25 protein-coding genes and 1 rRNA gene are annotated in these 26193 nt (G+C 70.3%); 14 read left to right on the top strand and 12 right to left on the bottom strand.

Features of this window, described 5'->3' with window-relative positions; all coding sequences use genetic code 11:
• The first annotated feature begins 302 nt into the window (after positions 1-302).
• The 3 genes from ABZ079_RS31140 to ABZ079_RS31130 are packed head-to-tail and all read left to right on the top strand — an operon-like array spanning position 303 to position 4248.
• Complete coding sequence (locus tag ABZ079_RS31140; RefSeq protein WP_356942778.1) at positions 303-2711, top strand: RNA degradosome polyphosphate kinase; 2409 nt, start codon at positions 303-305, stop codon at positions 2709-2711.
• The gene (locus ABZ079_RS31135; RefSeq protein ID WP_356942777.1) at positions 2692-3804 is read left to right on the top strand and encodes a CHAD domain-containing protein; all 1113 of its coding nucleotides are present in this window, start codon (positions 2692-2694) and stop codon (positions 3802-3804) included. Before ABZ079_RS31140 ends, ABZ079_RS31135 begins: the two co-directional genes overlap by 20 nt.
• A gap of 18 nt (positions 3805-3822) precedes the next feature.
• Positions 3823-4248 carry an NUDIX hydrolase gene (locus tag ABZ079_RS31130; RefSeq protein WP_356942776.1) on the top strand — a complete coding sequence of 142 codons (426 nt, stop codon included), beginning with the start codon at positions 3823-3825 and terminating at the stop codon, positions 4246-4248.
• A gap of 7 nt (positions 4249-4255) precedes the next feature.
• On the opposite strand, the gene ABZ079_RS31125 is transcribed toward ABZ079_RS31130, so the two are convergent.
• A complete protein-coding gene (locus tag ABZ079_RS31125) occupies positions 4256-4441 on the bottom strand; it encodes a hypothetical protein (RefSeq protein ID WP_356942775.1) in 186 nt (61 codons plus the stop codon).
• Positions 4442-4606: 165 nt separating this feature from the next.
• Here ABZ079_RS31125 and ABZ079_RS31120 point away from each other — a divergent pair, with 165 nt between their 5' ends.
• On the top strand, positions 4607-5461 hold the full coding sequence (locus tag ABZ079_RS31120; RefSeq protein ID WP_356942774.1) for a hypothetical protein: 855 nt from the start codon (positions 4607-4609) through the stop codon (positions 5459-5461).
• Positions 5462-5562: 101 nt separating this feature from the next.
• A complete protein-coding gene (locus tag ABZ079_RS31115; protein ID WP_356942856.1) occupies positions 5563-5730 on the top strand; it encodes a hypothetical protein in 168 nt (55 codons plus the stop codon).
• 13 nt (positions 5731-5743) lie between these two features.
• Here the strand turns inward: ABZ079_RS31115 and ABZ079_RS31110 are convergent, their stop codons facing one another.
• A complete protein-coding gene (locus ABZ079_RS31110) occupies positions 5744-6049 on the bottom strand; it encodes a metal-sensitive transcriptional regulator (RefSeq protein WP_356942773.1) in 306 nt (101 codons plus the stop codon).
• A gap of 206 nt (positions 6050-6255) precedes the next feature.
• Between ABZ079_RS31110 and ABZ079_RS31105 the strand changes: the two genes are divergently transcribed.
• Positions 6256-6876 carry a DUF47 family protein gene (locus tag ABZ079_RS31105; RefSeq protein ID WP_356942772.1) on the top strand — a complete coding sequence of 207 codons (621 nt, stop codon included), beginning with the start codon at positions 6256-6258 and terminating at the stop codon, positions 6874-6876.
• A 7-nt stretch (positions 6877-6883) separates the two neighbouring features.
• Positions 6884-7882: an inorganic phosphate transporter gene (locus ABZ079_RS31100; protein WP_356942771.1), complete on the top strand. Its 999-nt coding sequence runs from the start codon at positions 6884-6886 to the stop codon at positions 7880-7882.
• 114 nt (positions 7883-7996) lie between these two features.
• On the opposite strand, the gene pstB is transcribed toward ABZ079_RS31100, so the two are convergent.
• From pstB to pstS, 4 genes are all read right to left on the bottom strand, one after another.
• Positions 7997-8773, bottom strand: a complete 777-nt coding sequence (gene pstB, locus ABZ079_RS31095) for a phosphate ABC transporter ATP-binding protein PstB (RefSeq protein WP_356942770.1) — start codon at positions 8771-8773, stop codon at positions 7997-7999.
• Positions 8774-8812: 39 nt separating this feature from the next.
• On the bottom strand, positions 8813-9874 hold the full coding sequence (gene pstA / locus ABZ079_RS31090) for a phosphate ABC transporter permease PstA (protein ID WP_356942769.1): 1062 nt from the start codon (positions 9872-9874) through the stop codon (positions 8813-8815).
• On the bottom strand, positions 9871-10878 hold the full coding sequence (gene pstC / locus ABZ079_RS31085) for a phosphate ABC transporter permease subunit PstC (protein WP_356942768.1): 1008 nt from the start codon (positions 10876-10878) through the stop codon (positions 9871-9873). The genes pstA and pstC overlap by 4 nt, the downstream gene beginning before the upstream one ends.
• A gap of 114 nt (positions 10879-10992) precedes the next feature.
• Entirely contained in the window at positions 10993-12123 is a 1131-nt protein-coding gene (gene pstS, locus ABZ079_RS31080) for a phosphate ABC transporter substrate-binding protein PstS (RefSeq protein WP_356942855.1), read from the bottom strand.
• 332 nt (positions 12124-12455) lie between these two features.
• Here pstS and ABZ079_RS31075 point away from each other — a divergent pair, with 332 nt between their 5' ends.
• Positions 12456-14027 carry an FAD-binding oxidoreductase gene (locus tag ABZ079_RS31075; RefSeq protein WP_356942767.1) on the top strand — a complete coding sequence of 524 codons (1572 nt, stop codon included), beginning with the start codon at positions 12456-12458 and terminating at the stop codon, positions 14025-14027.
• A 16-nt stretch (positions 14028-14043) separates the two neighbouring features.
• Here the strand turns inward: ABZ079_RS31075 and ABZ079_RS31070 are convergent, their stop codons facing one another.
• The 4 genes from ABZ079_RS31070 to ABZ079_RS31055 form a co-directional block, all read right to left on the bottom strand.
• Positions 14044-14784, bottom strand: a complete 741-nt coding sequence (locus ABZ079_RS31070) for a hypothetical protein (RefSeq protein ID WP_356942766.1) — start codon at positions 14782-14784, stop codon at positions 14044-14046.
• A gap of 16 nt (positions 14785-14800) precedes the next feature.
• The gene (locus tag ABZ079_RS31065; protein ID WP_356942765.1) at positions 14801-15502 is read right to left on the bottom strand and encodes a phosphatase PAP2 family protein; all 702 of its coding nucleotides are present in this window, start codon (positions 15500-15502) and stop codon (positions 14801-14803) included.
• Positions 15503-15731: 229 nt separating this feature from the next.
• Complete coding sequence (locus ABZ079_RS31060; protein WP_356942764.1) at positions 15732-16733, bottom strand: bifunctional lytic transglycosylase/C40 family peptidase; 1002 nt, start codon at positions 16731-16733, stop codon at positions 15732-15734.
• Positions 16734-16825: 92 nt separating this feature from the next.
• Positions 16826-17605: a trypsin-like peptidase domain-containing protein gene (locus ABZ079_RS31055; RefSeq protein ID WP_356942763.1), complete on the bottom strand. Its 780-nt coding sequence runs from the start codon at positions 17603-17605 to the stop codon at positions 16826-16828.
• A 627-nt stretch (positions 17606-18232) separates the two neighbouring features.
• Here ABZ079_RS31055 and ABZ079_RS31050 point away from each other — a divergent pair.
• The 6 genes from ABZ079_RS31050 to ABZ079_RS31025 all read left to right on the top strand — a co-directional run bounded on the left by ABZ079_RS31050 (position 18233) and on the right by ABZ079_RS31025 (position 25390).
• The gene (locus tag ABZ079_RS31050; protein ID WP_014673544.1) at positions 18233-18541 is read left to right on the top strand and encodes a hypothetical protein; all 309 of its coding nucleotides are present in this window, start codon (positions 18233-18235) and stop codon (positions 18539-18541) included.
• Between the two features lie 178 nt (positions 18542-18719).
• The gene (locus ABZ079_RS31045) at positions 18720-19553 is read left to right on the top strand and encodes a hypothetical protein (protein ID WP_356942762.1); all 834 of its coding nucleotides are present in this window, start codon (positions 18720-18722) and stop codon (positions 19551-19553) included.
• Positions 19543-20874 carry a hypothetical protein gene (locus ABZ079_RS31040; protein WP_356942761.1) on the top strand — a complete coding sequence of 444 codons (1332 nt, stop codon included), beginning with the start codon at positions 19543-19545 and terminating at the stop codon, positions 20872-20874. The genes ABZ079_RS31045 and ABZ079_RS31040 overlap by 11 nt, the downstream gene beginning before the upstream one ends.
• Positions 20871-22427: an SCO6880 family protein gene (locus tag ABZ079_RS31035; protein WP_356942760.1), complete on the top strand. Its 1557-nt coding sequence runs from the start codon at positions 20871-20873 to the stop codon at positions 22425-22427. The genes ABZ079_RS31040 and ABZ079_RS31035 overlap by 4 nt, the downstream gene beginning before the upstream one ends.
• A gap of 14 nt (positions 22428-22441) precedes the next feature.
• Positions 22442-23854: an ATP-binding protein gene (locus ABZ079_RS31030; RefSeq protein WP_356942759.1), complete on the top strand. Its 1413-nt coding sequence runs from the start codon at positions 22442-22444 to the stop codon at positions 23852-23854.
• Positions 23855-23863: 9 nt separating this feature from the next.
• Entirely contained in the window at positions 23864-25390 is a 1527-nt protein-coding gene (locus ABZ079_RS31025; RefSeq protein WP_356942758.1) for a type IV secretory system conjugative DNA transfer family protein, read from the top strand.
• Between the two features lie 34 nt (positions 25391-25424).
• Here ABZ079_RS31025 and ABZ079_RS31020 read toward each other — a convergent pair whose 3' ends face one another.
• Entirely contained in the window at positions 25425-25985 is a 561-nt protein-coding gene (locus ABZ079_RS31020; RefSeq protein ID WP_356942757.1) for a GNAT family N-acetyltransferase, read from the bottom strand.
• Between the two features lie 126 nt (positions 25986-26111).
• A 5S ribosomal RNA gene (gene rrf / locus ABZ079_RS31015) occupies positions 26112-26193 on the bottom strand; the annotation flags it as partial.

Genomic DNA, 26193 nt, shown 5'->3' with positions numbered 1-26193 from the left:
CAGCGCGATCCCGGCGTGGCGTCCGACCGGGTCCGGTCCGGCGACCGCGCCGTCCCGGCCCCCACCCGGGCCTGGGACCGCGTCTTCGTCCCGCGCGGCCCGCTGCCGCCCGCGCCGGTGCTGTTCGCCCTGGCCGGCCTGGCGCCGTCTGCGCCCGGGCGCTCCGGTCCGGCACGTCCTTCCACGGGGGACCTACCGGACCGGCGTTTTCGCATCCGGGAACCCCTTCGAGCCGCCGCGCGCTATCCCGCACGTCATGTCTCCGTAACCATCGATTCAGACAGGCTTGCGACGCTCGGCCAATGAAGCCCGCCGTGCCAGAGCCTTCGCCGCCCCCCGAGGGGCCCGCGCAGAACGGGGCCGTCACGCTCCCACCCGCACATTCCGACGCGCCTGGAACGCTCGTGGCGCGGAAGAATGGGGTCATGAGTCAGCCAGACGCCCAGGCACCGGCCCATCCGTCGCCCACCACCGCCGCTGCCGGAGCCCCTACGGGCCGAGGTGCCGGTTCACCCGCACAGCCCTCCGTGGGCTCCATAGCCGCGCACCGTCCGCACACCGTGGCCGCCGCGGTCTCCGATCTGGAACCCGACCTCGATGCCGACCTCGACGCGTACGAGGAGTCGCCGGGTGACGGGGCTCCGCTGCCGCAGGGGCGCTTCCTCGACCGGGAGCGCAGCTGGCTCGCGTTCAACGAGCGCGTCCTGGAGCTGGCCGAGGACCCGAACACGCCCCTGCTGGAGCGCGCGAACTTCCTGGCGATCTTCGCCAGCAACCTGGACGAGTTCTTCATGGTCCGGGTGGCCGGCCTGAAGCGCCGTATCGCCACGGGTGTCGCCACCCGCTCCGCCTCCGGCCTCCAGCCCCGCGAGGTACTGGAGATGATCTGGGCCCGCTCCCGCGAGCTGATGGCCAGGCACGCCGCCTGCTACCACGAGGACGTCGCCCCTGCGCTCGCCGAGGAGGGCATCCACCTTGTCCGCTGGAGCGAGCTGACCGAGAAGGAGCAGGCACGGCTCTTCACACTCTTCCGGCACCAGATCTTCCCGGTCCTGACCCCGCTGGCGGTCGACCCGGCGCACCCGTTCCCGTACATCTCCGGCCTCTCCCTGAACCTGGCCGTCGTCGTACGCAACCCGGTCAGCGGCCACAAGCACTTCGCGCGCGTGAAGGTGCCGCCGCTGCTGTCCCGCTTCCTGGAGGCCACGCCCGGCCGGTACGTCCCCCTCGAGGACGTCATCGCCGCGCACCTCGAAGAACTCTTCCCGGGCATGGAGGTGCTGGAGCACCACGCCTTCCGGCTCACCCGCAACGAGGACCTGGAGGTCGAGGAGGACGACGCCGAGAACCTTCTCCAGGCCCTGGAGAAGGAACTCATGCGGCGCCGCTTCGGCCCGCCGGTGCGCCTGGAGGTCGAGGAGTCCATCGACCGCGAGGTGCTGGACCTGCTGGTGCGCGAGCTGAAGATCTCCGAGGCCGAGGTCTACCCGCTCCCCGGCCCCCTGGACCTCACCGGCCTCTTCCGTATCCACAGCCTCGACCGGCTGGAGCTGAAGTACCCCAAGTTCATCGCCGGCACCCACCGCGACCTCGCCGAGGTCGAGTCGGCGTCCCCGCCGGACATCTTCGCGGCCCTGCGCGCCCGGGACGTCCTGCTGCACCACCCCTACGACTCCTTCTCCACCTCCGTGCAGGCCTTCCTGGAGCAGGCGGCGGCCGACCCGGACGTCCTCGCCATCAAGCAGACCCTGTACCGCACCTCCGGCGACTCCCCGATAGTCGACGCGCTCATCGACGCCGCCGAGTCCGGCAAGCAGGTCCTCGTCCTGGTCGAGATCAAGGCCCGCTTCGACGAGCACGCCAACATCAAGTGGGCCCGCAAGCTGGAGGAAGCCGGCTGCCACGTCGTCTACGGCCTGGTCGGCCTCAAGACGCACTGCAAGCTGTCCCTCGTGGTCCGCCAGGAGGGCGAGACCCTGCGCCGCTACAGCCACGTCGGCACCGGCAACTACCACCCGAAGACGGCCCGCCTCTACGAGGACCTGGGCCTGCTCACCGCCGACCCCCAGGTCGGCGCGGACCTCTCCGACCTCTTCAACCGCCTCTCCGGCTACTCCCGCCGCGAGACCTACCGCCGGCTCCTCGTCGCCCCCAAGTCGCTGCGGGACGGCCTGATCGCGCGGATCGACAAGGAGGTCCAGCACCATCGCGCGGGCCGTCCGGCCTTCGTCCGCATCAAGGTCAACTCGATGGTCGACGAGGCGGTCATCGACGCGCTGTACCGGGCCTCCCAGGCGGGCGTGCCGGTCGACATCTGGGTGCGGGGCATCTGCGCCGTACGCCCGGGCGTCACGGGCCTGTCGGAGAACATCCGGGTCCGCTCGATCCTCGGCCGTTTCCTCGAACACTCCCGGGTCTTCGCCTTCGGCAACGGCGGCGAACCCGAGGTGTGGATCGGCAGCGCCGACATGATGCACCGCAACCTCGACCGACGGATCGAGGCCCTGGTCCGGGTCGTCGACCCCGGCCACCGCGGAGCCCTCAACCGGCTGCTGGACACCGGCATGTCCGACACCACCGCCTCCTGGCACCTCGGCCCGGACGGCGAGTGGACGCGACACGCGGCCGACGGTGACGGCCAACCCCTGCGCAACGTCCAGGAGACGCTCATAGACGCCCGGAGGCGCCGGCGTGGCACAGCAACACCTTGACCCGACGGACCCCGCCACGGCCGGAGCGGTGACAGGGCAGGCCCTCGCGGCCTACCTGCGCGCCCAGGCCACGCAGTTCCTCCGCGCCCTGCGCCTGCACCGGGAGACCGGCGGCAGCTCCGCGGGCGACGCGGCGGAGTCCGTCGACGCGGCACGCGCCCTGCGCCGCTCGGCCCGCCGCATCAGCGCCAGCCTGCACACCTTCCGCCCCCTCCTCGACCCCGACTGGTCGGAGGAGACGCGCCCGGAACTGGCATGGCTGTCGGGCACGCTGGGGCTGGAGCACGCGTACGAGTCCCGTCTGGAACGGCTGCTGCTGGCGCTGCACCGGTTGTCGGGCGCGACGATGTTCCCTGCCCGGGCGGTCGGCATGGCAGCCGCGGGCAGCCGTGCCACGGCTCCCGTCACCATGAAAGCGGCACCTGGAAACGCCGGTGGTCCGGCCGGCTCACCGACCACCGCGGAGCGCGGCACCCTCACCGTGGGCGCGGCCAAAGCAGGGGCCCTGCTCGAACGCCAGCTGACCCTCGCCCGGACCCGAGCCCACTCGACCGCCCTCCAGGCCCTGGGGTCGAGCCGCTTCCACGCCGTCGCGGACAAGGTCGCCGTACTCGCCAGCGAGGTCCCTCTCACCCCCAGCGCCCCCACCACCGACCTGAGCCCCCTCGCCGCCGCGGCGGCGGAGCGCCTCACGGACGCCATCGCCGCGCTTCCCCTGGTCACGGCCGGGCACCCCTACAACGCGGAGGCCCTGGTCCACGGGCTGTCGCCGGACCCGTCCCCGCACCCCCAGGACGGCCCCTGGCACCAGGTCCGCCTGCTGCTGCGCCTGCACCGGTACGCCGGTGAGGTGCTGTGCGGCGGCAACGCCCCCGTGAACGTACCGCTGCTGACGGCGGGCCAGGCCCTGAACCGGCACCGGGACGCCTCGGAGGCCGCCGCGGCGGCCGCGCAGGCGGCCCGCACCCCCCGCATCGCGCCCGCGACGGCGTACGCGCTCGGCGTGCTCCACGCCGACCAGCGGCACGAGGTGGAGGCGGCCAGGTTCGCGTTCCAGCAGGCCTGGCGGAAGCAGACCGTCAACGCACCCTGAACCCCACGAGGAGGCGGTGTGAACGACACTCCGGTCCGGGCGGCGGGCTGCGTGCTGTGGCGCCGCTCACCGGACACCGGCGGCCTGGAGATCTGCCTGGTCCACCGGCCGAAGTACGACGACTGGTCCCACCCCAAGGGCAAGCTCAAGCAGGGTGAGGACCCGCTCGCGGGCGCCCTGCGCGAGGTCGCGGAGGAGACCGGGTACAGGGCCCGGCCCGGCGGCGAGCTGCCGACGCTGCGGTATCTGGCCAACGGCCGGCCCAAGCAGGTGCGCTACTGGGCGGCCGAGGCGGTTTCCGGCCACTTCACGCCGACCGACGAGGTGGACCGCATCCGGTGGCTCTCCCCCGACGCGGCCCGCGGCCGGCTCACCCAGCCCCGCGACCGGGACCTGGTGGACGCCTTCCTCCGGCCGTCCGCCCGCCCGCGGCGGCGGGACTGAGCCCCCGTCACGGGGGCGCGGTGTGCCCCTCCGCGTCCGCGCGGGCCTGGCTGCGGGCCCGGCGGGCGGGGCCGCGCCAGCCACAGCTGCATCTGGCCACGCAGAAGCGACCCTGTTCGGTCGTCGTCGTGAGGTGTTCCTGCCCGGACAGGGCGGGCTCCGGCCCGTCCTGATACGCCGCGGTGACTGCCACGGTGGCAACGTTACCCAGCCCGCGGCAGGGCTCGTACGGCCTTGCCCCGCCTTCCTCCCGCCTCCCCCTTCCACCCCCCGGCGGCGCGTGACGGCGCCCCCTACCCGTCGTTAACCGAACGACGGGGGGCCCGTGACGGACGTACCGGCTGGGGGTAGGCAGGCGATGGATCGGCGGCAGCACAGGCGCGCGGGCACAACGGTCCTCGCGGTGGGCATCATGCTCGGCCTCGGCACGGGTGCCACGGGCTGTTCCGGCAGCGGAGCCGCCGCCGAGGACGTCAAGGGCGCGGGCGACCCGGTCGCCGCCCTGCACCGGGCCGCCGACACGCTGCGCGGCGCGGGCAGCTCCAAGGCCAGCACGTCGATGGAGATGGCCACGGGCGGTACCCGCATCACCATCCGCGGCAAGGGCGTCTACGACTACCGGCACCGGCTCGGCCGGCTCACCGTCGTCCTGCCCGAGGATCCCACGGGCGCCTCCGAGCACCGGCCCATCACCGAGCTCCTCGCCCCGGGCGCCCTGTTCATGAAGAACCGGGGCGCGGGCGTGCCCGCCGACAAGTGGGTACGGGTGGAGATCGCGTCGCTGTCCGACGGCAACCTGGTCACCGGCGGCGTGACCGACCCGTACGCGGCGGCCGAGGTGCTGCGCGGAACCCGTACGGCTGCCTACGTGGGCAGGGCCGAGGTCGGCGGCACCGAGGTGCGGCACTACCGGGGGACGGCGGACCTGAGCCGTGCGGCGCGCTACGCCTCCGCCGGCAACAGGGCGCCCCTCGCGGCGGCGGCGCTTGGGTTCGCCACGGCCGAGGTGCCGTTCGACGCCTACCTGGACGACCAGGGCCGCATCCGCAAGCTCAGGCAGCACTTCAGCTTCGTCAACGGCCGCCGGAAGACGGCGGTGGCTGTCGCCTCGACCACGCTGCTGTACGGCTTCGGCGTCCCGGCCGACATCCGGCTGCCGCGCTCGGCGGACATCTACGCGGGCCGGATCGCCGAGAACGAGCCACCGCACTAGTCCTGTGCACCACCCTCGAACTAGCCCGTCCGTGCCATGCGCGGTGTGTGGAGCCCTGCCTACTCTAGGAAGCCGGTGACGGCAGAGAAGAGGTGAGGCAGGTGGCTCCGGTCGGCGGTACGGCGGTTCAGGACCACGTGGCCCTCGCCGAGATCGAGCTGTGCGGAGAGCTGATCATCGCCGCCTCGGCCGCGGAGGACCGGCTCAGCCTGGAGAGCATCGACGCGGTGCTGCGGGTGGCCGAGGAGCGAGAATCGGCCGAGGTGTGAGAAATCCCGGGTCTCAGGTGCGCAGCAGGCGGCCGATCGCCTTCGTCGCCTCCTCGACCTTCGCGTCGATCTCGTCACCGCCCTTGAGGGCCGCGTCCGCGACACAGTGCCGCAGGTGCTCCTCCAGCAGTTGCAGCGCGAAGGACTGCAGGGCCTTGGTGGAGGCGGAGACCTGCGTGAGTATGTCGATGCAGTACGTGTCCTCGTCGACCATCCGCTGCAGACCGCGGATCTGGCCCTCGATCCGGCGCAGCCGCTTGAGGTGCTCGTCCTTCTGCTTGTGGTAGCCGTGGGTGGCGCCGGCCTCGGTCGTCGTCATCGCGGGCCTCCATCTCGGGACGAGCTACTGATACATACCCCTACCGGGTATATGGTAACGAACTTTGCCGGGTAGGAGGCCCTTGGTACGCCCCCGTGCCGATCACTCTGCCCGATGGGCGACACTGGGGGACGGCCCGATAGCCGTGGCCGGATGATGCGCCTAGCATCAGCCTGACCGAAACCGAAGCACCCCGAGGACCCCACGTGCGCTTTCGTCTGACCCCCAGGGAGACGAGCTTCTATGACATGTTCGCCGCCTCCGCGGACAACATCGTCACGGGCTCGAAGCTCCTGATGGAACTGCTCGGAGCGGACTCCTCCGCCCGGGCCGAGATCGCAGAGCGTATGCGGGCCGCCGAACACGCAGGTGACGACGCCACGCACGCGATCTTCCACCAGTTGAACTCCTCGTTCATCACACCGTTCGACCGCGAGGACATCTACACCCTCGCCGGGTCCCTGGACGACATCATGGACTTCATGGAGGAGGCCGTCGACCTGGTCGTCCTCTACAACGTCGAGGAACTGCCCAAGGGCGTCGAGCAGCAGATCGAGGTCCTGGCCCGGGCCGCCGAGCTGACGGCCGAGGCCATGCCGAACCTCCGCACGATGGAGAACCTCACCGAGTACTGGATCGAGGTCAACCGGCTGGAGAACCAGGCGGACCAGATCCACCGCAAGCTGCTCGCCCACCTCTTCAACGGCAAGTACGACGCCATCGAGGTGCTCAAGCTCAAGCAGATCGTGGACGTCCTCGAAGAGGCTGCGGACGCGTTCGAGCACGTGGCGAACACGGTGGAGACCATCGCCGTCAAGGAGTCCTGAGGCGTCGATGGACACCTTCGCCCTGATCGTGACCGTCGCGGTCGCGCTCTTCTTCACGTACACGAACGGTTTTCACGACTCCGCGAACGCGATCGCGACGTCGGTCTCGACGCGGGCGCTGACGCCGCGGGCGGCCCTCGCCATGGCGGCCGTGATGAACCTCGCCGGTGCCTTCCTGGGCTCCGGGGTCGCCAAGACGGTCAGCGAGGGCCTGATCGAGACACCCCAGGGTTCGAAGGGGATGGGCATCCTCTTCGCGGCACTGCTGGGCGCGATCGTCTGGAACCTGGTCACCTGGTACTACGGCCTGCCCTCGTCGTCCTCCCATGCGCTGTTCGGCGGCATGGTGGGTGCGGCGCTGGCGGGCGGCACGGACGTGCTCTGGAACGGCGTCCTCGACAAGGTCGTCATCCCGATGTTCGTGTCGCCGTTCGTGGGCCTGATCGTCGGCTACCTGATGATGACGGCGATCATGTGGCTGTTCCGCCGGTCCAATCCGCACAAGGCCAAGCGGGGCTTCCGTATCGCGCAGACCGTGTCGGCGGCCGGCATGGCCCTCGGCCACGGTCTCCAGGACGCCCAGAAGACCATGGGCATCGTGGTGATGGCCCTGGTGATCTCCGGCCACGAGACGTACGGCGATCCGATCCCGGTGTGGGTGAAGATCGTCTGCGCGATGATGCTGTCGCTGGGCACGTACGCGGGTGGCTGGCGCATCATGCGCACGCTGGGCCGCAAGATCATCGAGCTGGATCCGCCACAGGGCTTCGCGGCCGAGACGACCGGCGCGTCGATCATGTTCACCACGGCGTTCCTCTTCAAGGCGCCGATCTCCACGACCCACGTCATCACCTCGGCGATCATGGGCGTGGGCGCGACCAAGCGCGTGAACGCCGTCCGCTGGGGCGTGGCCAAGAACATCGTCCTCGGCTGGTTCATCACGATGCCGGCGGCGGCGCTGGTCGCCGCGCTGGCTTTCGGTCTGGTGAACCTGACGGTGCTGTAGCCGACGTCCGAAACGCGTGGGCCCGCCCCCGGGAGCCGGGGGCGGGCCCTTCTGCGTCCTCACGGTGGCACCGCCATGCAGCACCGCGAGGGGTCCTCTGGCACCGGCGCCGGCCTAGCCGAAGCGGCCGGAGATGTAGTCCTCCGTCGCCTGGACGGACGGGTTGGAGAAGATCCGCTCGGTGTCGTCGATCTCGACCAGGCGCCCGGGCTGGCCCACCGCCGCCAGGTTGAAGAACGCCGTACGGTCCGAGACACGCGCCGCCTGCTGCATGTTGTGCGTCACGATGACGATCGTGAAGCGCTCCTTCAGCTCACCGATCAGGTCCTCGATGGCGAGGGTGGAGATCGGGTCCAGCGCGGAGCAGGGCTCGTCCATCAGCAGGACCTTCGGCTCGACCGCGATCGCCCGCGCGATGCACAGACGCTGCTGCTGTCCGCCCGACAGTCCGGACCCCGGCTTGTTCAGGCGGTCCTTCACCTCGTTCCAGAGGTTCGCGCCCCTGAGCGACTTCTCGACGATGTCGTTCAGCTCGCTCTTCTTGTGGTTGCCGTTCAGGCGCAGGCCCGCCGCCACGTTCTCGAAGATCGACATCGTGGGGAACGGGTTCGGGCGCTGGAACACCATGCCGACCTCGCGGCGGACGGACACCGGGTCGACGCCGGTGCCGTACAGATCGTCGTCGTCGAGCAGCACCTTGCCCTCGACGCGGCCACCCGGGGTGACCTCGTGCATGCGGTTCAGCGTGCGCAGGAACGTCGACTTGCCGCAGCCGGAGGGCCCGATGAACGCCGTCACCGAGCGCGGCTCGACCGTCATCGAGATGTCCTCGATCGCCTTGTGGGAGCCGTAGTAGGCGGTCAGTCCGCTTACGTCGATTCGCTTGGCCATGTCTACTTCACTTCCAGGAATCAGTCGCCGAGGCCGCGGTCAGCGACCGGTCTTCGGGGCCTTCCAGCGGGCGATCCCGCGGGCCGCCAGGTTGAGGATCATCACGAAGGCGATCAGCGTGAGGGACGCCGCCCACGCGCGGTCGTACGCCGCGTTGGCGCCCGCGCTCTGCGCGTACTGCTGGTAGATGTACAGCGGCAGCGACGCCTGCGCGCCCTCGAACGGGTTGTTGTTGATGAACGGGTTGCCGAACACCAGCAGCAGCACCGGCGCGGTCTCGCCCGCGATACGGGCGACGGCGAGCATGATGCCCGTGGTGATGCCGCCGATGGAGGTCGGCAGGACCACCTTCAGGATGGTCCGCCACTTCGGTACGCCGAGCGCCAGGGAGGCCTCGCGCAGCTCGTTCGGGACGAGCTTGAGCATCTCCTCGGTGGAGCGGACGACGACCGGCATCATCAGGATGGCCAGGGCCAGCGAACCGGCGAAGCCGAACGGCTGCATCGTGAAGATGAGCATCAGGCTGAGGATGAACAGACCCGCGACGATCGACGGGATGCCCGTCATGACGTCGACGAAGAAGGTGACCGCCTGGGCGAGGCGACCCCGCCCGTACTCGACCAGGTAGATCGCGGTGAGCACCCCGATCGGGGCGCCGATGAGGGTGGCGAGGCCGACCTGCTCCAGGCTGCCGATGATGGCGTGGTAGATGCCGCCGCCCGGCTCGGAGTCGGCGACGACACCCATGGAGTGGGTGAGGAAGTAGACGTCGAGAACCTTCACGCCGCGCGAGACGGTCGTCCAGACCAGGGAGACCAGCGGGACGACGGCGAGCAGGAAGGCGACCCAGACGAGGGAGGTGGCGATCCGGTCCTTGGCCTGCCGGCGGCCCTCGACCTTGGCGGCGATGCCGTAGGTGCCGAGGACGAAGAGGATTGCGGCGATCAGACCCCACTGGACCCTGCTGTGCAGGCCGCCGGCCAGGCCGATGACGACCGCGAGGGCGATCGAGCCGGCGGCGATGGCCCACGGGGACCACTTCGGGAGGCTGGCGCCGCGCAGCGTGCCGGGGCGTTTGTCGGTGACGGCCGCGGTGCTCATGCGTTGGCCCCCGAGTACTCCTTGCGGCGGGCGATGATCGCTCGGGCCGCGCCGTTGACCAGCAGCGTGATGACGAAGAGGACGAGACCGGAGGCGATCAGCGCGTCCCGGCCCTGCTCGGTGGCCTCGCCGAACTTCCCGGCGATGTTCTGGGCGAAGGTGCCGCCGCCCGGGTTGAGCAGGCTGGCCTGGATGTCGTAGCTCGGGGAGAGCACGGTGGCCACGGCCATCGTCTCTCCGAGGGCACGGCCGAGGCCGAGCATCGAGGCGGAGATCACACCGGAGCGGCCGAAGGGCAGCACCGACATGCGGACGACCTCCCAGCGGGTGGCGCCGAGGGCCAGCGCGGCCTCCTCGTGCATCCGCGGGACCTGACGGAAGACCTCGCGGCTGACGTTGGTGATGATCGGCAGGATCATGATCGCCAGCAGGACACCGACGGTGAGCATGGCGCGGGGGGCGCCGCCGTCCCAGGAGAAGACGCCGGTCCAGCCGAGGTACTCGTCCAGCCAGCCGTACAGACCCTGCATGTGCGGGACGAGGATCAGGGCGCCCCAGAGGCCGTAGACGATGGACGGCACGGCGGCGAGCAGGTCGATCACGTAGGCGATGGGACCGCTCAGCCTGCGCGGGGCGTAGTGCGTGAGGAACAGCGCGATCGCGACGGCGACCGGCACGGCGATGGCCATGGCGATGACCGAGGAGACGACCGTGCCGAAGGCCAGGACGGCGATGCCGAAGACCGGCGGGTTGAGGTTGGTGTTCCACTCGAAGGTGGTCAGGAAGTTCCCGTGGTCCTTGCTGATCGCGAGGGACGCGCGGTAGGCGAGGAAGACCGCGATCGCGGCCATGACCACCAGGAGCAGGATGCCGGAGCCGCGGGACAGGCCGAGGAAGATGCGGTCGCCGGGGCGGCTCGCGCCACGGGCGTCGCGCTGCCGCTCGGTCACCGTGGGCTGGGGCGTCGGGGGAGGTGCGTCGGTTGTCTTGATCGATATGTCCATCGGGTTCTCCGGTCTGCGGAGCCGTGCGCCCCATGGGGCCGCGGCTCATGGCGGCGGTGCACCGGACGGTGCGGCCCGGCCCTGTCGGGACTCGGGCCGCACTCTCGGATCAGGTCAGCTCAGGCCGTCGATGGTGGTGCGGACCTTCGCGATGATCTCGTCGGGGATCGGGGCGTAGTCGTTCTGCGTCAGGACCTTCTGGCCGTCCTCACTGGCGATGTAGCGCAGGAAGGCCTTGGTGGCGGGCAGGGCGTCCGCCTTGGTGCCCTTGTCGCAGACGATCTCGTAGGTGACGAGGGTGATCGGGTAGGCGCCCTCGGCCTTGGTCTTGTAGTCGAGCTGCAGGGACAGGTCCTTGCCGGTGCCGACGACCTTGGCGGCCGCGATGTCGGCGGTGGCGGACTCGGTGGACGGCTTCACCGGGGCCTTGGCGCCGGTGTCGATCGAGACGGTGGTGATGTCCTTGGCGTAGGACAGCTCGAAGTAGCCGATCGCGCCGGAGTTCTGCTTGACGCCCTGGGCCACACCGGCGGAGCCGGAGGCCGCCTGGCCGCCCTGCGCCTGCCAGGCCTTGCCGCCGGAGTACTTCCAGTCGTCCGGGGCGGTGGCGATCAGGTACTTGGTGAAGTTGTCCGTGGTGCCGGAGTCCTCGGAGCGGTGGAACGCCTGGATCTTCAGGTCGGGGAGCTTCGCCGACGGGTTCAGCTTCTTGATCGCCGGGTCGTTCCAGTTCTTGATCTTGCTGTCGAAGATCTTGGCGATCGTCGGCGCGTCCAGGACCAGGTCGTCGACACCCGGGACGTTGTAGCCGAGGGCGATCGGGCCGCCGACCATCGGCAGGTCGATGCCCTGGCCGCCGGAGCAGACCTTCTTGGAGGCGGTGACCTCTTCGGGCTTCAGCGGGGAGTCCGAACCGGCGAACGCGATCTGGCCCTGGTTGAAGGAGGTGACACCGGCACCGGAGCCGGCACCCTTGTAGTTGATCTGCACGTGACAGGCCTGGGAGAACTGCTTGACCCAAACGTCGATCGCGTTCTTCTGCGCGGAGGAGCCGTCCGCGAGCAGCTGCCCCTTGGCGTCGTCGCACTTGACCGCCCCTGCGCCCGCGGACGCGGACGAGTTGCCCGACGCGTTGCCACGCTCACCGTTGTCGTCGGAGCCGCACGCCGTCAGGGCCAGGGCGCCGGAGACGGCGATCGCACCGAGTGAGACGGCGCGCAGCCGGTTCTTGCGCTGAAGCTTCACTTTCGGGAGTTCCTTCCAGGAGCCGCCGCTGTCGGCGGCGTGCGAAGTCGTGAGAATGCGTGAGCGCATGTATGGCCGCACTCCGCACCGTGCACGGCCGAAACTAGGCAGAACAGGTGAAGCCGCCGATGGCCGGAAGTGAACGAGGAGTGAACCCCTGCCGTCGGCCCGGTGAGGTCACGGAATGCTCACGGGGAGAGCACGTGGAGGTTCCGACGGCCGGGTCACACGCACGCGCGCACGGCGTTCTTCACCCGGTCGGGGGAACCCCGTGGGTCATGGCGTCGTCTCGTTCCAGGAGAGCCGAGGAAAGGCGAGAGACGACGATGAACATGGAACGGCGTACGCTCATCTCGGGCGGCGCGGCCGCCCTGGCGACGACCGCGCTGACCGCGTGCGGTGCCGGTGGGAGCCGCTCCGCCCCGTCGGGGGCGCACAGCGCCACGCCGTCCGGCTCCTCGTCTCTGACCACCCTGAAGACCACCAGCGCGAACGCCGCCGCGAACTGGGCGGCCCTCGCCCGTGACCTGGACGGCCCGCTGGTGCGGCCCGGTGACGCGTCCTGGAGGACGGCCCACCAGCTGTACAACACCCGCTTCGACGGCCTGAAGCCCGCCGCGGTGGCCTATCCCGCGCACACCGACGACATCCGGACGACCCTGGCGTACGCCCACGCGCACGGCGTACGGGTGTCGATACGCAACGGCGGCCACTCCTACGCGGGCTACTCCTCCGGTGACAACCGCCTGATCCTCGACGTGTCCAAGCTGAACCGGGTCCGGGTGAGCGGCGGACAGGCCGTCGTCGGCGCCGGCTCGAAGCTGATCGACGTCTACCGGGCGCTGGCCGCGAAGGGCGTGACCATACCGGCCGGCTCCTGCCCCACCGTCGGCGTCTCCGGCCTGGTGCTCGGCGGCGGCCACGGGGTCGCCTCCCGCGCCTACGGCCTGACCTGCGACAGCCTCACCCGGGCCACCCTGATCACGGCCGACGGCACCCAGGTCACCGCCGACGCCGGCCACCACTCCGACCTGTTCTGGGCGCTGCGCGGCGCGGGCAACGGCAACTTCGGCGTCGTCACCGAGCTGCACTTCAAGACACACCCGGCGCCGCAGGCGGTCACCGCGTACATGACGTGGCCCTGGGCGAAGGCCGCCGCGGTGCTGAAGGCCTGGCAGGCCTGGGGACCGAGCCAGCCCGACGAGATCTGGTCCTCCCTGCACCTGGCGTGCTCGCCGGGACGGACCCCGACCATCTCCGTGTCCTGCTTCTCCCTCGGCACCTACGGCGAACTGCAGAACGCCGTGGACCGCCTGGCCCACCAGGCCGGCGCGAACGCCTCCTCCGTCTCCCTGCGCCGCCGGGGCTACGAGGAGGCCATGGAGATCTACGCCGGCTGCTCCTCCTTCTCCGCCGACGCCCAGTGCCATCTGCCCGGGTCCACCCCGGGCCGCTCGCCGCAGGGCAAGCTCGGCCGGGAGACCTACGCGGCCCGCTCCGACTTCTTCGACCGCTCGCTGTCCTCGGCGGGCATCCAGACCGTGCTGAAGCAGATCCGCTCGGTGCGGGGCGGTGGGGGCAGCATCGCGTTCACGGCTCTCGGCGGCGCGGTCAACCGGGTCTCCCCGACCGCGACGGCGTTCGTCCACCGCCGCTCCCGGATGCTGGCCCAGTACATCGCCTCCTGGGGCGCGGGCGCCTCCGGCGGCACCGCCCAGTCCTGGCTGACCTCGGCCCACAACGCGATGAAACCGTACGCCTCGGGTGCCGCGTACCAGAACTACACGGACCCGACGCTGAAGGACTGGCGCAAGGCGTACTACGGCGACGCGGCGACGCGGCTGGGGAAGGTGAAGAAGACCTACGACCCCCAGCGCTTCTTCTCCTACGCGCAGGGGTTGTAGCGCCCCGGGCGGCGGCTCAGCAGTGGCAGAGCACGTCGACGACGACGGCGTCCGGGTCGAGGTGCTCCAGGTAGTCGTCGGCCCACGCCCAGTAGCCGTCGCCGCTGCCGTCCTGCCACCGGCCGTCGAGGGTGAGCAGCGCGTACCCGGCGACGGCACTTCGCAGGGCACCCTCGCGGACCCGCTCGTGGTCCAGGGCGAAGTAGGCGACCGGGTCGGTCGTGAGGAACGACATGCCGAAGTGCGGGTCGCCCGCGACCGCCCGCTGGGCCACCTCCTGCACCAGGGGCTGAAGGAGGTGGTCCTCCTTCGCCCGGTGCAGCGGGTAGCCGTCGGGGTCCGAGTCGTGGCGGGCGACGAACTCGGACAGCGGGCGGGCCGGCGGATGCAGCGCGGTCAGCCCCTCCCACGCCGCGCGCAGGGCGTCGTGCCGCCCGACCGCCCGCCGCCGCATCGCGTCGAGGTCGAGCAGGCCCCGGGGCCCGCCGTAGCACTCCAGCGGGCCGAGCGGGGCGAGGTCGGCCTTGCGGCGGGGGACGGTGGCGGCCGTCAGGAGCCTGCGGTCGCCGTCGTGCGCGGGCCGGACGAGGTAGGGGGCCGCGGGGTGCACATGGATGTACCAGGCGTCCCACTCGCCGACGGGGTTCCAGTCGTCGCCGGCGTTCATGTCGTACGGCGCCAAAGCCACGGCTGTCGCCGCCGGCACCTTGCGGGGCGCGGTGGGCGGCAGGCACACCGTGGCGGAGAACTTGGTCATGCGAGGGAGCGTAAGGCTACGCCGCCAGGTCGCGCTCCTCGGTTTCCAGGGGCTTCCGGGTGCCGGACAGCAGGGCGTCGCGGCGGCCCGCCGCCGACGCTCGCCGCACGATCCACCCGGCGCGCGGCGAGCGCTCCACGGCCCGCATCAGCGGGGTGAGCAGCGCCGTCGCCGGCGGGGAGAGCAGCAGGACGACGGCCGTGCCCAGCGCGAATCCGCCGATGACGTCCGTCGGGTAGTGCACGCCCATGTAGACCCGGCAGAAGCCCTCCAGCAGGGCCAGGCCGATGCCCGCGACGCCGAAGCGGCGGTTGGCGACGAAGAGGCCCACACCGAGCGCCATCGTGATCGTCGCGTGGTCGCTGACGAAGGAGAAGTCGGTCTTGCCGGAGACCAGGACGTCCAGACCCTGGTGGTCCACGAAGGGACGGGGGCGTTCGACGAAGCCCCGGATCGGGACGTTCACCAGGACCGCGAGGCCTGCCGCGAGCGGGGCCCACACCAGCGCGGCCACCGAGGACGCCGCGTCCTCGCCGCCCCGGCGCCGCACGGACCACCAGCACCCCAGGATCAGCAGCACCATCGCGAGCAGCAGGCCGTACTCGCCCACGAACTCCATGACCCGGTCGAACCAGTGCGGGGCGTCCTTGGCCAGGCCGTTGATGTCATAGAGCAGGTCGACGTCGGGGTTCGATCCGGATTCGGCGAGTACAGCCATGGTGCTGCGGCCCCTTCGTCGTCTTCCCGGACGCACCTGTGTGCGTCGCTCCTGCCCCCCGTGGTTCGTAGATCCGCTTCCGCTGCACTGCCGCACTGACGTCCGCTCGGCTACGTCAACAGGAACGCACGGCCACCCTCAATACGTTCCACTCTCCACTGAATGATCACGCAGACGTTATCGAAGAGAGACTCATCGCCGCAGCTCAGGGGGTGGGTTCACGCTCGGTTCACACCGTTGTGGGGAGCGCTTTTGCGCCATCCTCGGTGACCCGCGTGGCACCGAAGTAGTCAGGGGTGTCGACCGGGTCGAACCGGATCACGGCGCCCGACCGCGGGGCGTCGATCATGTACCCGCCGCCGACGTAGATACCCACGTGCCGGATGGCCCGGGAGTCGGTGAGGTCGTCGGAGAAGAACACCAGATCGCCGGGGAGCAGTTGGTCCCGCGAGGGGTGCGGCCCCGCGTTGTACTGGTCGTTGGCGACCCGGGGCAGGGTGATGCCGACCTTCTCGTACGCCGCCTTGGTCAGACCCGAGCAGTCGAAGCGTCCGCCCTGGTCGGCGGTGCCGTTGCCGCCCCACAGATAGGGCGTGCCGAGCTTGCGCTGCGCGAAGGCGATGGCACCGGCGGCCTGGCGCGTGGGGTCGATCCGGGTGACCGGAGCGGCGAAGCTCTGCTCCAGGCTGCGGATCCGCTTGACGTAGTTCTGCGTCTCGCTGATGGCCGGAACCCCGCCCGCCCTGATGACGCGGTAGGCGCCCGCGTTGTAGGCGGCGAGCATGTTCTCGGAGGTGTTCCCGGGCACGTCCTTCACGTACTTCGCCAGCTCGCAGTCGTAGGAAGCGGCCGACGGAATCGCGTCATTCGGGTCCCAGATGTCGCGCTTGCCATCGCCGTTGCCGTCGATGCCGTGCGTCGCCCAGGTGCTCGGGATGAACTGCGCGATGCCGCGCGCGTCGGCCGGGCTCACGACCGTCGGGTTCCAGCCGCTCTCCTGGTACAGCTGGGCGGCGAGCAGCGCCGGGCTGAGCGCCGGGCACAGGTTGCCCCACCGCTGCACGAGCTGCTTGTAGGCGGCCGGCACGGCTCCCTTGGCAAGCCCCCGGCTGCCCGCGGTCACCCCGTTGACGAGATTCCCGGCGACGATGTACACCCCGACGACGAGCAGCATGACGAAGCCCATGCCGAGCCCGACGGCCGCCCCACCGATCACCCATACCTTCCGCACGGTTCAACTTTCCCCCATGCGAACGCCGTTCAAGGCCATTTGAGTGCGAAGTGGCGGCATTTCACAGGCGTGAGGGCGGCGGTGACGCCCTCTCAGGAGCCGGTCGTCGCGTCCCTGTACAGCTCCGCCGCCCCGCTCCCCAGCGCCACGCTGTAGGAGATGTCGGCGGTGGCGCCCCCCTGTTCGTGGCCGCCGAGGACGCCGACGACCTGGCTGTCGCCGTTGACCCAGGGGCTGCCGCTGGTGCCGCCGGTGAAGTCGGGGCAGTCGATGCGCTGCTGGGTGCCGCTGTACCCGGTCGGCTTGTTGGTGCAGCTGATGGGCACCTCGCGGGAGTCCGGGTAGCCGGAGACGGTCACGGCGGTGGCACCGGTGGCCACCCCGGTCGCGAACCGGTTGGCCCCGACCACGTCCTCGATGTGCCTGCCGTCCGGAGCGGCGACGGTGGCGAAGGCCAGGTCGCTGTCCTCGTCCCGGCCCCTGACCCACCCGTCGGGCAGGAAGCGCTTCGTCACCCTCCACACCCCGTAGGGCGCCTCCCCGCCCCGGTAACCCGGCACGAACACCAGGTCGCCGGCGGCGCCGGCCACGCAGTGCGCCGCGGTGACGATGAGATCACCCTGCGGGCTGTGCACCACCGAGGCGGTGCAGAAGTGGCCCCCGGCCGGCCGGCCCGCCCGGTCCGCGCCGAAGAGCGCGCCGACCCGCGCGCCGTGCCGGGTCGCGACGGCATCTGCGGTGACCCCGAGGGGCCCCGGCCCGTCGTCGGCGGCGGCCACGGACGCCGAGGTCAGGGCGAGCAGCACGACGGCGCCGAGCAGCGCGGGACGCGACGTGACCGAAACGCGCGATATGTGTGAGATGCGCTTCATCAGGCCCCACTCTGTCCCACGAAGGTGAGAAACCCGCTCCGACTGCACTGAGATTTTCCCGTGAACCCCTGGTGCCCCGCCACCGCAGCTTCGAAAAGCCAGGTGAGAGCCGGGTGGCGCGGATTCGGCGCGCGGTCGCCGCCCCGCCGTCCACCACGTCGATCCACTCGGTCCGGACCACGCCTCCCGGTCAGGCCCGCCACGACCGCCCGACCGGCCGGGGTACCCCCGTCGGGTGTCTCGGCCCGCGTCTCGGCCTTCGCCGGCCGAGCACGACGAAGCCTCAGGTCAGGCACTCGGCGGCCCCCGACGCCGAGCCCCTTGCCCGGCCCGCGCTCCACCGCCCGTGAGAACATCGGCTCGAGACCTCACCCGACCATCCGTCAGAAACCACGCCGGTCGTGAAGAGGATCAACGACAGAACCACACGACAGGTTCCGGTCTGACCTCGTTGCCCGGCGTGACCTGCCGTGATACACAGAGTGACCGTACGCGCCTTTCGTACGAAACCCGCCAGTCAATGACGTCAAGTCGACATACGTTGGCGACGTTGTCGGCGACAATGAGGCTGACCTCTGCACACCGCAGGGGTGCTCGCGGAACTACCCACCAGGGGCGGTGATTTACATGCTCTTTGCGGCCGACAAGGGAGACATCAACACCATCATCGGCGGGATCGCTCCGGACTGGGGCCCCTTCGGCAGCCTGGGCAACGAGGCCAAGGTGATGATCGAGGTGGTCATGGCCGTGGCCATCCTCCTCTGCCTCGGCATCGCGGTATGGGGCGCGGCCAAGCAGCGGATCGGCGCTACGGCCCTACGCGACACGTTCAGCGCGGAACAGGGCAAGGGACTCATCATCGCCGGCCTCACCGGGGTCTTCATCATCGGTTCCCTGGGCACACTGTTCACGATTGTGTACGGCATGGCGGTCTGACGCTCTTTCCGCCGCCCCGCCCTCCCGGGCACGCCCGGCTGTCCCCTCCACCCCACCCACCCGTCGTGCCCACCGGCTGAGGTTGCGTTTCCCTGATGTCGAGTCACCACACCGCGCCCGCGCGGGAACCAGCACGGCTACCGTCGTATGTCTACGAGGTGGAGGGGGCGTACGCGGCATGAGTCCCGGAGACGAGCAGGGCTACACCGACTACGGCGACACGGGCCACACCCGGACCCGCCTGCCCGAGGGTGACCCCTACGGCGGCGCCCCACGCCGGGGCGCCCGCCGCTCCTCCTCCCGCAGCCTGGTCACGGTCGTCGGCGTAGTCGTCCTCCTCATCGCGGCAATCGCCTTCGCGAACCGGGGAGACGATTCCTCCGCCAACGACTCGACGGGGAAGGACAACCAGCCGAGAGCCGCATCGACGGCGGCCAGCGGGACCAAGCCGGTGGACACAAAAACCGGCACCATCCCATCGGGCTTCGCCCACACGGAGCAGGGGGCGCAGAGCGCGGCGGCGAATTACGCGGTAGCACTGGGCTCGGCCGAGATGTTCAACACCGCGTGGCGACACCAGATCGTGAGCACTGTCTACACCCCGGATGCGGCAGCTTCCAAGCAGTCGGCCATGGACAGCGCCTACTCAAACGAGAAGTTCCTCGCCAACATCGGCTTGGTCAAGGACGGCACCGCCCCGAAGGGCCAGACGTTCGTCTCCCGTGTCATCCCTGTAGGCACCAAGGTCACCTCCTCGGGAACGGACGGCGCAACGGTCGAAGTCTGGTACACCTCGCTGTTCGGCCTCTCCGGTGAGGCCTCCAAGAACCCGGTGACCGAGAGCTGGTACACCACGACGTACAAGCTGAAGTGGGTCGGCGGTGACTGGAAGATCACTGACTTCCAACAGAAGGACGGCCCAGTCCCCGTAGGCCGTGACCAGACGGCCTCTACCGCCGACGACATGACGAAGGCCGTCGAGGAGTACGGAGGGTTCACGTATGCGCGCTAGCCACCGCGTCCTCAAGATCACGGCTTCCCTCGGAGCCGCACAGACGGCCACGATGCTGCTGGCCACCCGCGCCTTCGCCGAGCCCACTCCGTCCCCCACAAAAAGTAACGACGCCTGCGATTTGATCCGCGGCGCCGCCAAACAGTTCTGCGAGAAGGACAACGGCTCCTCCGGCGGATCCTCCGGTGTCACCCCCGGCAGCCCTCTGACCGACACCCTCGACCCCCTCTCCTCCCTGGCGAAGGGATGCGCGGACGCCGCCTCCTGGACCATCGGGAAGCTCAGTGACGCCGTGAAGGACACCGCCAACGTCGACTTCACGAACCCCAAGTTTCTGCAGCAGTACGCCGTCGTGTTCGCCGCGTCCACGATCCTGACCCTCCTGCTGTGGCTGCTGGCCGTGGCCAAGCGAGCCGTACGCGGCGTGGCCCTGACCACCGCCATCTCCGAAGCCGTCGGCTTCCTGTGGCTCACCGTGCTGGCCTCCGCCTTCACCCCGCTGATCCTCTACACGGTCGTATCGGCGACGGACGGCGTCACGGACGTCCTGGCGAAGGCCACCGGCGACCAGACCGACACCTTCTTCGGCACCTTCTCCGGCGCCCTCGGCAAGGGCACCGACATCGGCGGCGGGCCGATCATGCTGATCGTCGTCTCCCTGGTCAGCATCCTCGCCGCCGGCATCCTCTGGCTGGAGCTGGTCATCCGCGCCGCCCTGCTCTACGTCGGCGCCCTCCTCGGCACCGTCGTCTACGCGGGACTGGTCGACAAGAACCTGTGGGGGCACGTCCGCCGCTGGGCCGGGATCATGATCGCCGTCATCCTCGTCAAACCGGTCATCGTGATCGTGCTCGGGCTCGCCGGGGCGCTGTCCGGCGACAACGGCCCCGACGCCTTCTCCGCCGTCGTCTCCGGCCTCGCCATCATCCTGCTCGCCATCTTCGCCAGCGCGATGATCTACCGCTTCGTCCCCGGCTTCGGCGACGAGATCGCCGGCTCCCGCAACAACCGCATCATGCAGGGCGCCGAGGGCAAGGCCGCCGCCGTCATCAGCTCCCCCGCCAGCCTCGTCGCCCAGGGCATCAAGACCCACAGCACCCGCGCCGACAACAACGGAGCGGCACAAAGCAGCGGAGGAGCCGGCACGCCTCGCCCCGCCAACCCCGCAACCGGCGGTGTCGCCGCCCACAGCAGCCGCACTCCCACCGGGGGCGGCGGAGCCATCCCCTCCGCCACGCCCGCGCCCCGCGCGCCCAGCCCGGTCAACACCCCGCACGCCAGCAACACCCGCAACAACCGCTCGGGAGGTGAAGGGCGTTGACGACCGAGTCCCACCTGTCCCATCCGGTCACGCCCCGCCGTACGTATCTGATCGGCCGCGCCAGGCCGAACGCCATCGTCGGCCGGAACCGCGAGTCCGGCGAGATCGCGCTGATCATCGCCGGCGCGTTCCTCGGCATGATGTGCGGCCTCCTCGTCCCTGTCCTGTCCCTGCGCATCGTGCTGCTGACGGGCTTCCCGCTGCTCGCGCTCGCCGCGGTCTACGTGCCGTACAAGCGCCGCACCTTCTACAAGTGGTTCGAGATCAACCGCAGCTACAAGCGCACCGTCAAGCGCGGAGCCGCCTACCGGTCGAACGTCATGGAGGCCGGCACGCGGCTCGACGGGCGTGAGGTCGAGATCGGGCCGCCGCCCGGGATCGGGCGCATCAACTGGCTCGCCGCCCCCTTCGGGCCGGACGAGATCGCCGTACTGCTGCACGCCGACCGCAAGACGGTCACGGCCGCCATCGAGATCGAAGGCCCCGGCGTCGGCCTGCGCGACTCCGAGGACCAGGAGGCCCTGGTCGACCGCTTCGGCACGCTGCTCAAGCACGTGGCCAACGGGGACGGCTTCGTCACCCGCCTGCAGATGCTCGCCCGCACGCTGCCCGCCGACCCGGACGCACACGCCAAGGACGTCGTCCTGCGCGGTGACGGCCGCTCCCCCGACTGGCTGCAGCACTCCTACGACCAGCTGCAGTCCATGGTGTCCACCAGCAGCGAGCAGCACCGCGCCTACCTCGTCGCCTGCATGCACTACAACCGCGAACTGGCCGCCGAGGCCCACGCCATGGCACGGGCCGTCCGCGCACACGGCGGCAAGGCCGACCGGGACGCCGGGCTCGCCGTCGTCATGGCCCGCGAGCTGACCGACATCTGCTCGCGGCTGCAGGAGGCCGACATCCGCGTACGGCAGCCGCTCGGTCAGGGGCGGCTGGCCTCGCTGATCCACTCCATGTACGACCCGGATCACCCCATCGACCACATCCAGGCGATGACCAAGCGCAACGCCTGGCCGGCCGAGCTGGACGCCATGGAGCCCACCTACCTCCAGGCCAAGACCCGGGAGTCCACCACCCGCGCCCCCTGGTGCCACGCGACGGCGTGGGTGAAGGAGTGGCCCATGACCCCCGTCGGCGTCAACTTCCTCGCCCCGCTCCTCGTCCACACCCCGGACGTCATCCGAACGGTCGCCGTGACGATGGATCTCGAGCCCACCGAGGTAGCCATCGAACGCATGCTGACCGAGAAGACCAACGACGAGGCCGAGGCCTCCCGCGCCGCCAAGATGAACCGCACGGTGGACCCCCGGGACATCGCCGCCCACAACCGCCTCGACCAGAGAGGCGAAGACCTCGCCAGCGGCGCGGCGGGCGTCAACCTCGTCGGCTACATCACCGTCTCCGCCCGCTCCCCGGAGGCCCTCGCCCGTGACAAGCGCACGATAAGGGCCTCCGCCGGCAAGTCGTACCTCAAGCTGGAGTGGTGCGACCGAGAGCACCACCGCGCCTTCGTGAACACACTTCCGTTCGCCACCGGCATCCGAAGGTAGGGGCTGATTCGCCGATGCGGGATCCGCTGTCCGTCCTCACCGACGCCTTCACCTCCTTCCTCTTCGGGAAGGTCGAGACGACCCGGCTGCCGGTGCGCACCTCCACGGGCCAGGCCCAGGCGGTCTACCTGCCCACCGCCGCGCCCGGTCTCGGTGACTCCGGCGTCATCATCGGCCGCGAGGTGTACTCCGGAAAGGGCTACATCTACGACCCCTTCCAGCTCTACGGCCAGCAGCTCCCGGCCCCCCACTGGCTCGTCCTCGGCGAGTCCGGCAACGGCAAGTCGGCGCTGGAGAAGACGTACGTCCTGCGCCAGCTACGGTTCAAGGACCGCCAGGTCGTCGTCCTGGACGCCCAGGGCGAGGACGGCGTCGGCGAGTGGAACCTGATCGCGCAGGAGCTGGGGATAACTCCCATCCGGCTCGACCCGACGGCGGCCCTGAATCACGGCATCCGCCTCAATCCGCTGGATCCGGCCATCACGACCACCGGTCAGCTCGCGCTGCTCCGCACGATCATCGAGGTGGCGATGGGCCACGGCCTGGACGAACGCTCCGGCTTCGCCCTCAAGGTCGCCCACTCCTACGTCAACGAGACCATCGTCGACCGCCAGCCGGTGCTGTCCGACATCGTCGAGCAGCTACGGCACCCCGAGCCGGATTCGGCCGAGGCGATGAACGTGGCCATAGACGACGTACGGGCCTGGGGACTCGATGTCGCCCTGGTGCTGGACCGGCTTGTCGACGGTGACCTGCGCGGTATGTTCGACGGCCCGACCACGGTCGGCATCGACCTGGACGCCCCGCTGATCGTGTTCGACCTCTCCCACATCGACCGCAACTCCATCGCCATGCCCATCCTCATGGCGATCGTCGGCGTGTGGCTGGAGCACACCTGGATCCGCCCCGACCGGAAGAAGCGGATCTTCCTGGTCGAGGAGGCCTGGCACATCATCAACAGCCCCTTCGTGGCCCAGCTGTTCCAGCGGCTGCTGAAGTTCGGGCGCCGGCTCGGACTGTCCTTCGTGGCGGTCGTCCACCACCTGTCCGACGTGGTCGACGGAGCCGCGGCGAAGGAGGCGGCGGCGATCCTGAAGATGGCGTCGACCAGGACGGTCTACGCCCAGAAGGCGGACGAGGCGCGGGCCACGGGCCGGGTCCTCGGCCTGCCCAGGTGGGCGGTCGAGATCATCCCGACGCTCACCCCCGGCATCGCCGTCTGGGACGTCAACGGCAACGTCCAGGTGGTCAAGCACCTGATCACGGAGACCGAACGCCCGCTGGTCTTCACCGACCGCGCGATGACCGAGTCCTCCGCCGATCTGACGGCCGACGACGCCCTGCGCGCCGCCGAAAGGGAGGCCGAGCAGCGGGCGGCGGCCTTTGTGGAGCAGCACCTGGGTGACTCCGAATCGACGGTGGCGTAAGGGGACAGCGTGAGACCGGACGCTCGCGATCGCCGTGACGACCGGCGGGAGGGCCAGGGCGGCATCCCCGACGGCCTCCTGATCGGCGTACTCGCGTTCCTGCTCGGCATGACCCTGCTGGTGTGGACGGCCACGGGCCTGGCGGCCCTCTTCGCCCAGGGCGCCTGGCCCGACGGCGTCACGTTCACCCGCACGCCCCTCGCCATGCGCCACCTCATCGGCCGACCGCACGACATCGCGGGCGCCTGGCCGGAGACCCCCGCGGCCCGGTTGTCCGACTGGGGCCTGTTCTGGGGCCTGTTCATCGGCCAGCTGATGATCCTGTTCGTCCTCACCATGTTCGTGCTGGGAGCGGTGGCCCGCTGGCGCGCGGGGAAGGCCAGGCGGCGGGCGGAGAGGGAGCGGGCCCAGGTGCCGGCACCTTCGGCACATCCGGCTCCGGAACAGCGGTACGAGGTACCTGTGCCACGCCCCGAGCCGACTCCGGAGCCGACCGACCCCCTGCGTCCGCCGCAGCCGACGGAGCACTCGCGGGAGGCGGCCACGCCGGACCCCTTGGGCACGTGTGCGGCCAACGGTGAACGGTTGGGTGGATGGGAAACCAACCGCGCCGAGGGCGCGGTGCACTACGGACCACCCGCGGCCCGCCACTCAGCGGCAGCCCAGGCCATCCAGGACGCGCAGGGCCCCACCCTGGTCGTCACCTCGAACCCCGTCCTCTGGCAGGACACCAAAGACGCCCGAGCCAAACTGGGCCCCACCCTCCTCTACGACCCCACCCACCTCTGCGACACCCCCGCCCGCCTCCACTGGTCCCCCCTCACGGGCTGCGAAGACAAACAGACGGCCCTGCGGAGAGCCGCCGCCCTCCTGAGCCCGGTCCAGCCCACGGCCAGGATCGACCAGGCAGTGGCCGATACGGCGATGACGCTCCTGAGGAGCTACCTGCACGCCGCCGCCCTGGAAACCCGCACCATCCGCCACGTCCACCGCTGGTCCCAGGGCGCCCAGGTCCAGGACGCCGTACGAACCCTCCGCACCCACCCCAAGGCCGCCCCCGGCGCCGCGGGCGAACTCGAGGCCGCCCTCACCGCCCACCCCGAACGCCGGGACATGGCCCACGAGTTGACCAGCCGAGCCCTGTCCTCCCTCTTCACGGTCAACATCCGCGAGGCCTGCACCCCAAACCGAACTGATGCGCTCGCCCTGGATTCCTTCGTCCATGAAGAGGGCACGCTTTATGTGGTCGGTGAATCCATCGAGGAGCCCAGGAGCAACCCCGGCGCGATGCCGCTCCTGACGGCCCTCGTCTCGAGCGTGGTCGAGCGCGGCCGGCGCATGGCCGAACGGTCATCCTCCGGTCGGCTCGACCCACCATTCACCCTGGTCCTGGACGACATCGCGGCCGTCGCCCCCCTCCCGGAGCTGCCGGGCCTGCTCGCCACGGGAACCGGCCAGGGGCTGCCGACGCTCGCCCTGCTCCGCTCCCGCGAACAGGCCCGCTCCCGCTGGCCGCACCAGGAACTACCCGTATAGGACCGGTCCCTCCCGCCGGACCACGATCCCGGAGCTACCGCTCCAGAACGAACTCCAGCTCGTTCTCCGCCTCGTCCTTCGAGAACGCCACGACCACCCCGCTCGGCACGAACCCCAGCTTGCGGTACGCCCCCTGTGCCCGCGCGTTGTCCGCGTGCACGAACAGCCGTACCCGCTCGGCACCGCGCTCCCCCGCCCATGCCACACCGGCGTCGAAGAGGGCCTTGATCAGCCCGTTCCCGCGGTGCTCGGGCCGTACGAACACGCCGACCACATGCCCCTGCCGGCGCTCGACCGAACGTCCGGACCAGTCCGTCGTGCCGGCCTCCTCGACGAGCACGGTGACGGTGCCGGCCCAGGTCCCGTCGGGAGTCTCGGCGATGACCTGCCGTGCCGACTCCGACGCCTCCCCGGAACCGATCGCCCGCTCCTGCCAGAACGCGTCCGACTTGGCCACGGCGTCCTCGTAGGTCTCGAGGAAGGCCAGATGCGCGACCGGGTCCCGCAGCGCGTCGAGGCGCAGCTGCTTCACGGCGGTCCACTCGTCGGGACGTATCGCGCGGACGACGTAGTCGTCGCTGGTCGAAGTGCTCATGCGGCCACCGTAGCCCGCGCCCCGGGACCGCTCACCCGATTTCCAGTCGTCTGAATGACCGGTGAACGCGAAAAAGCCCCAACTCAACGGGTTCCTACCCGGAGTTGGGGCTCTTTCTCAAGATTTGTTCGGCGGTGTCCTACTCTCCCACAGGGTCCCCCCTGCAGTACCATCGGCGCTGTGAGGCTTAGCTTCCGGGTTCGGAATG

This window comes from Streptomyces sp. NPDC006314 (assembly GCF_040613075.1).
GTDB lineage: Bacteria > Actinomycetota > Actinomycetes > Streptomycetales > Streptomycetaceae > Streptomyces.
This window is presented reverse-complemented; position numbering and strand designations above follow the sequence as displayed.

Coding starts and splice junctions, on each gene's coding strand:
- pstA (WP_356942769.1), bottom strand. CDS start 9,874: ATGAGCACCGCGGCCGTCACCGACAAACGCCCCGGCACGCTGCGCGGC.
- ABZ079_RS31110 (WP_356942773.1), bottom strand. CDS start 6,049: ATGACGACGACCGAGGCCGGCGCCACCCACGGCTACCACAAGCAGAAG.
- pstC (WP_356942768.1), bottom strand. CDS start 10,878: ATGGACATATCGATCAAGACAACCGACGCACCTCCCCCGACGCCCCAG.
- ABZ079_RS31140 (WP_356942778.1), top strand. CDS start 303: ATGAAGCCCGCCGTGCCAGAGCCTTCGCCGCCCCCCGAGGGGCCCGCG.
- ABZ079_RS31020 (WP_356942757.1), bottom strand. CDS start 25,985: ATGAGCACTTCGACCAGCGACGACTACGTCGTCCGCGCGATACGTCCC.
- ABZ079_RS31070 (WP_356942766.1), bottom strand. CDS start 14,784: ATGACCAAGTTCTCCGCCACGGTGTGCCTGCCGCCCACCGCGCCCCGC.
- pstB (WP_356942770.1), bottom strand. CDS start 8,773: ATGGCCAAGCGAATCGACGTAAGCGGACTGACCGCCTACTACGGCTCC.
- ABZ079_RS31050 (WP_014673544.1), top strand. CDS start 18,233: ATGCTCTTTGCGGCCGACAAGGGAGACATCAACACCATCATCGGCGGG.
- ABZ079_RS31120 (WP_356942774.1), top strand. CDS start 4,607: ATGGATCGGCGGCAGCACAGGCGCGCGGGCACAACGGTCCTCGCGGTG.
- ABZ079_RS31075 (WP_356942767.1), top strand. CDS start 12,456: ATGGAACGGCGTACGCTCATCTCGGGCGGCGCGGCCGCCCTGGCGACG.
- ABZ079_RS31100 (WP_356942771.1), top strand. CDS start 6,884: ATGGACACCTTCGCCCTGATCGTGACCGTCGCGGTCGCGCTCTTCTTC.
- ABZ079_RS31040 (WP_356942761.1), top strand. CDS start 19,543: ATGCGCGCTAGCCACCGCGTCCTCAAGATCACGGCTTCCCTCGGAGCC.
- ABZ079_RS31055 (WP_356942763.1), bottom strand. CDS start 17,605: ATGAAGCGCATCTCACACATATCGCGCGTTTCGGTCACGTCGCGTCCC.
- ABZ079_RS31030 (WP_356942759.1), top strand. CDS start 22,442: ATGCGGGATCCGCTGTCCGTCCTCACCGACGCCTTCACCTCCTTCCTC.
- ABZ079_RS31045 (WP_356942762.1), top strand. CDS start 18,720: ATGAGTCCCGGAGACGAGCAGGGCTACACCGACTACGGCGACACGGGC.
- ABZ079_RS31065 (WP_356942765.1), bottom strand. CDS start 15,502: ATGGCTGTACTCGCCGAATCCGGATCGAACCCCGACGTCGACCTGCTC.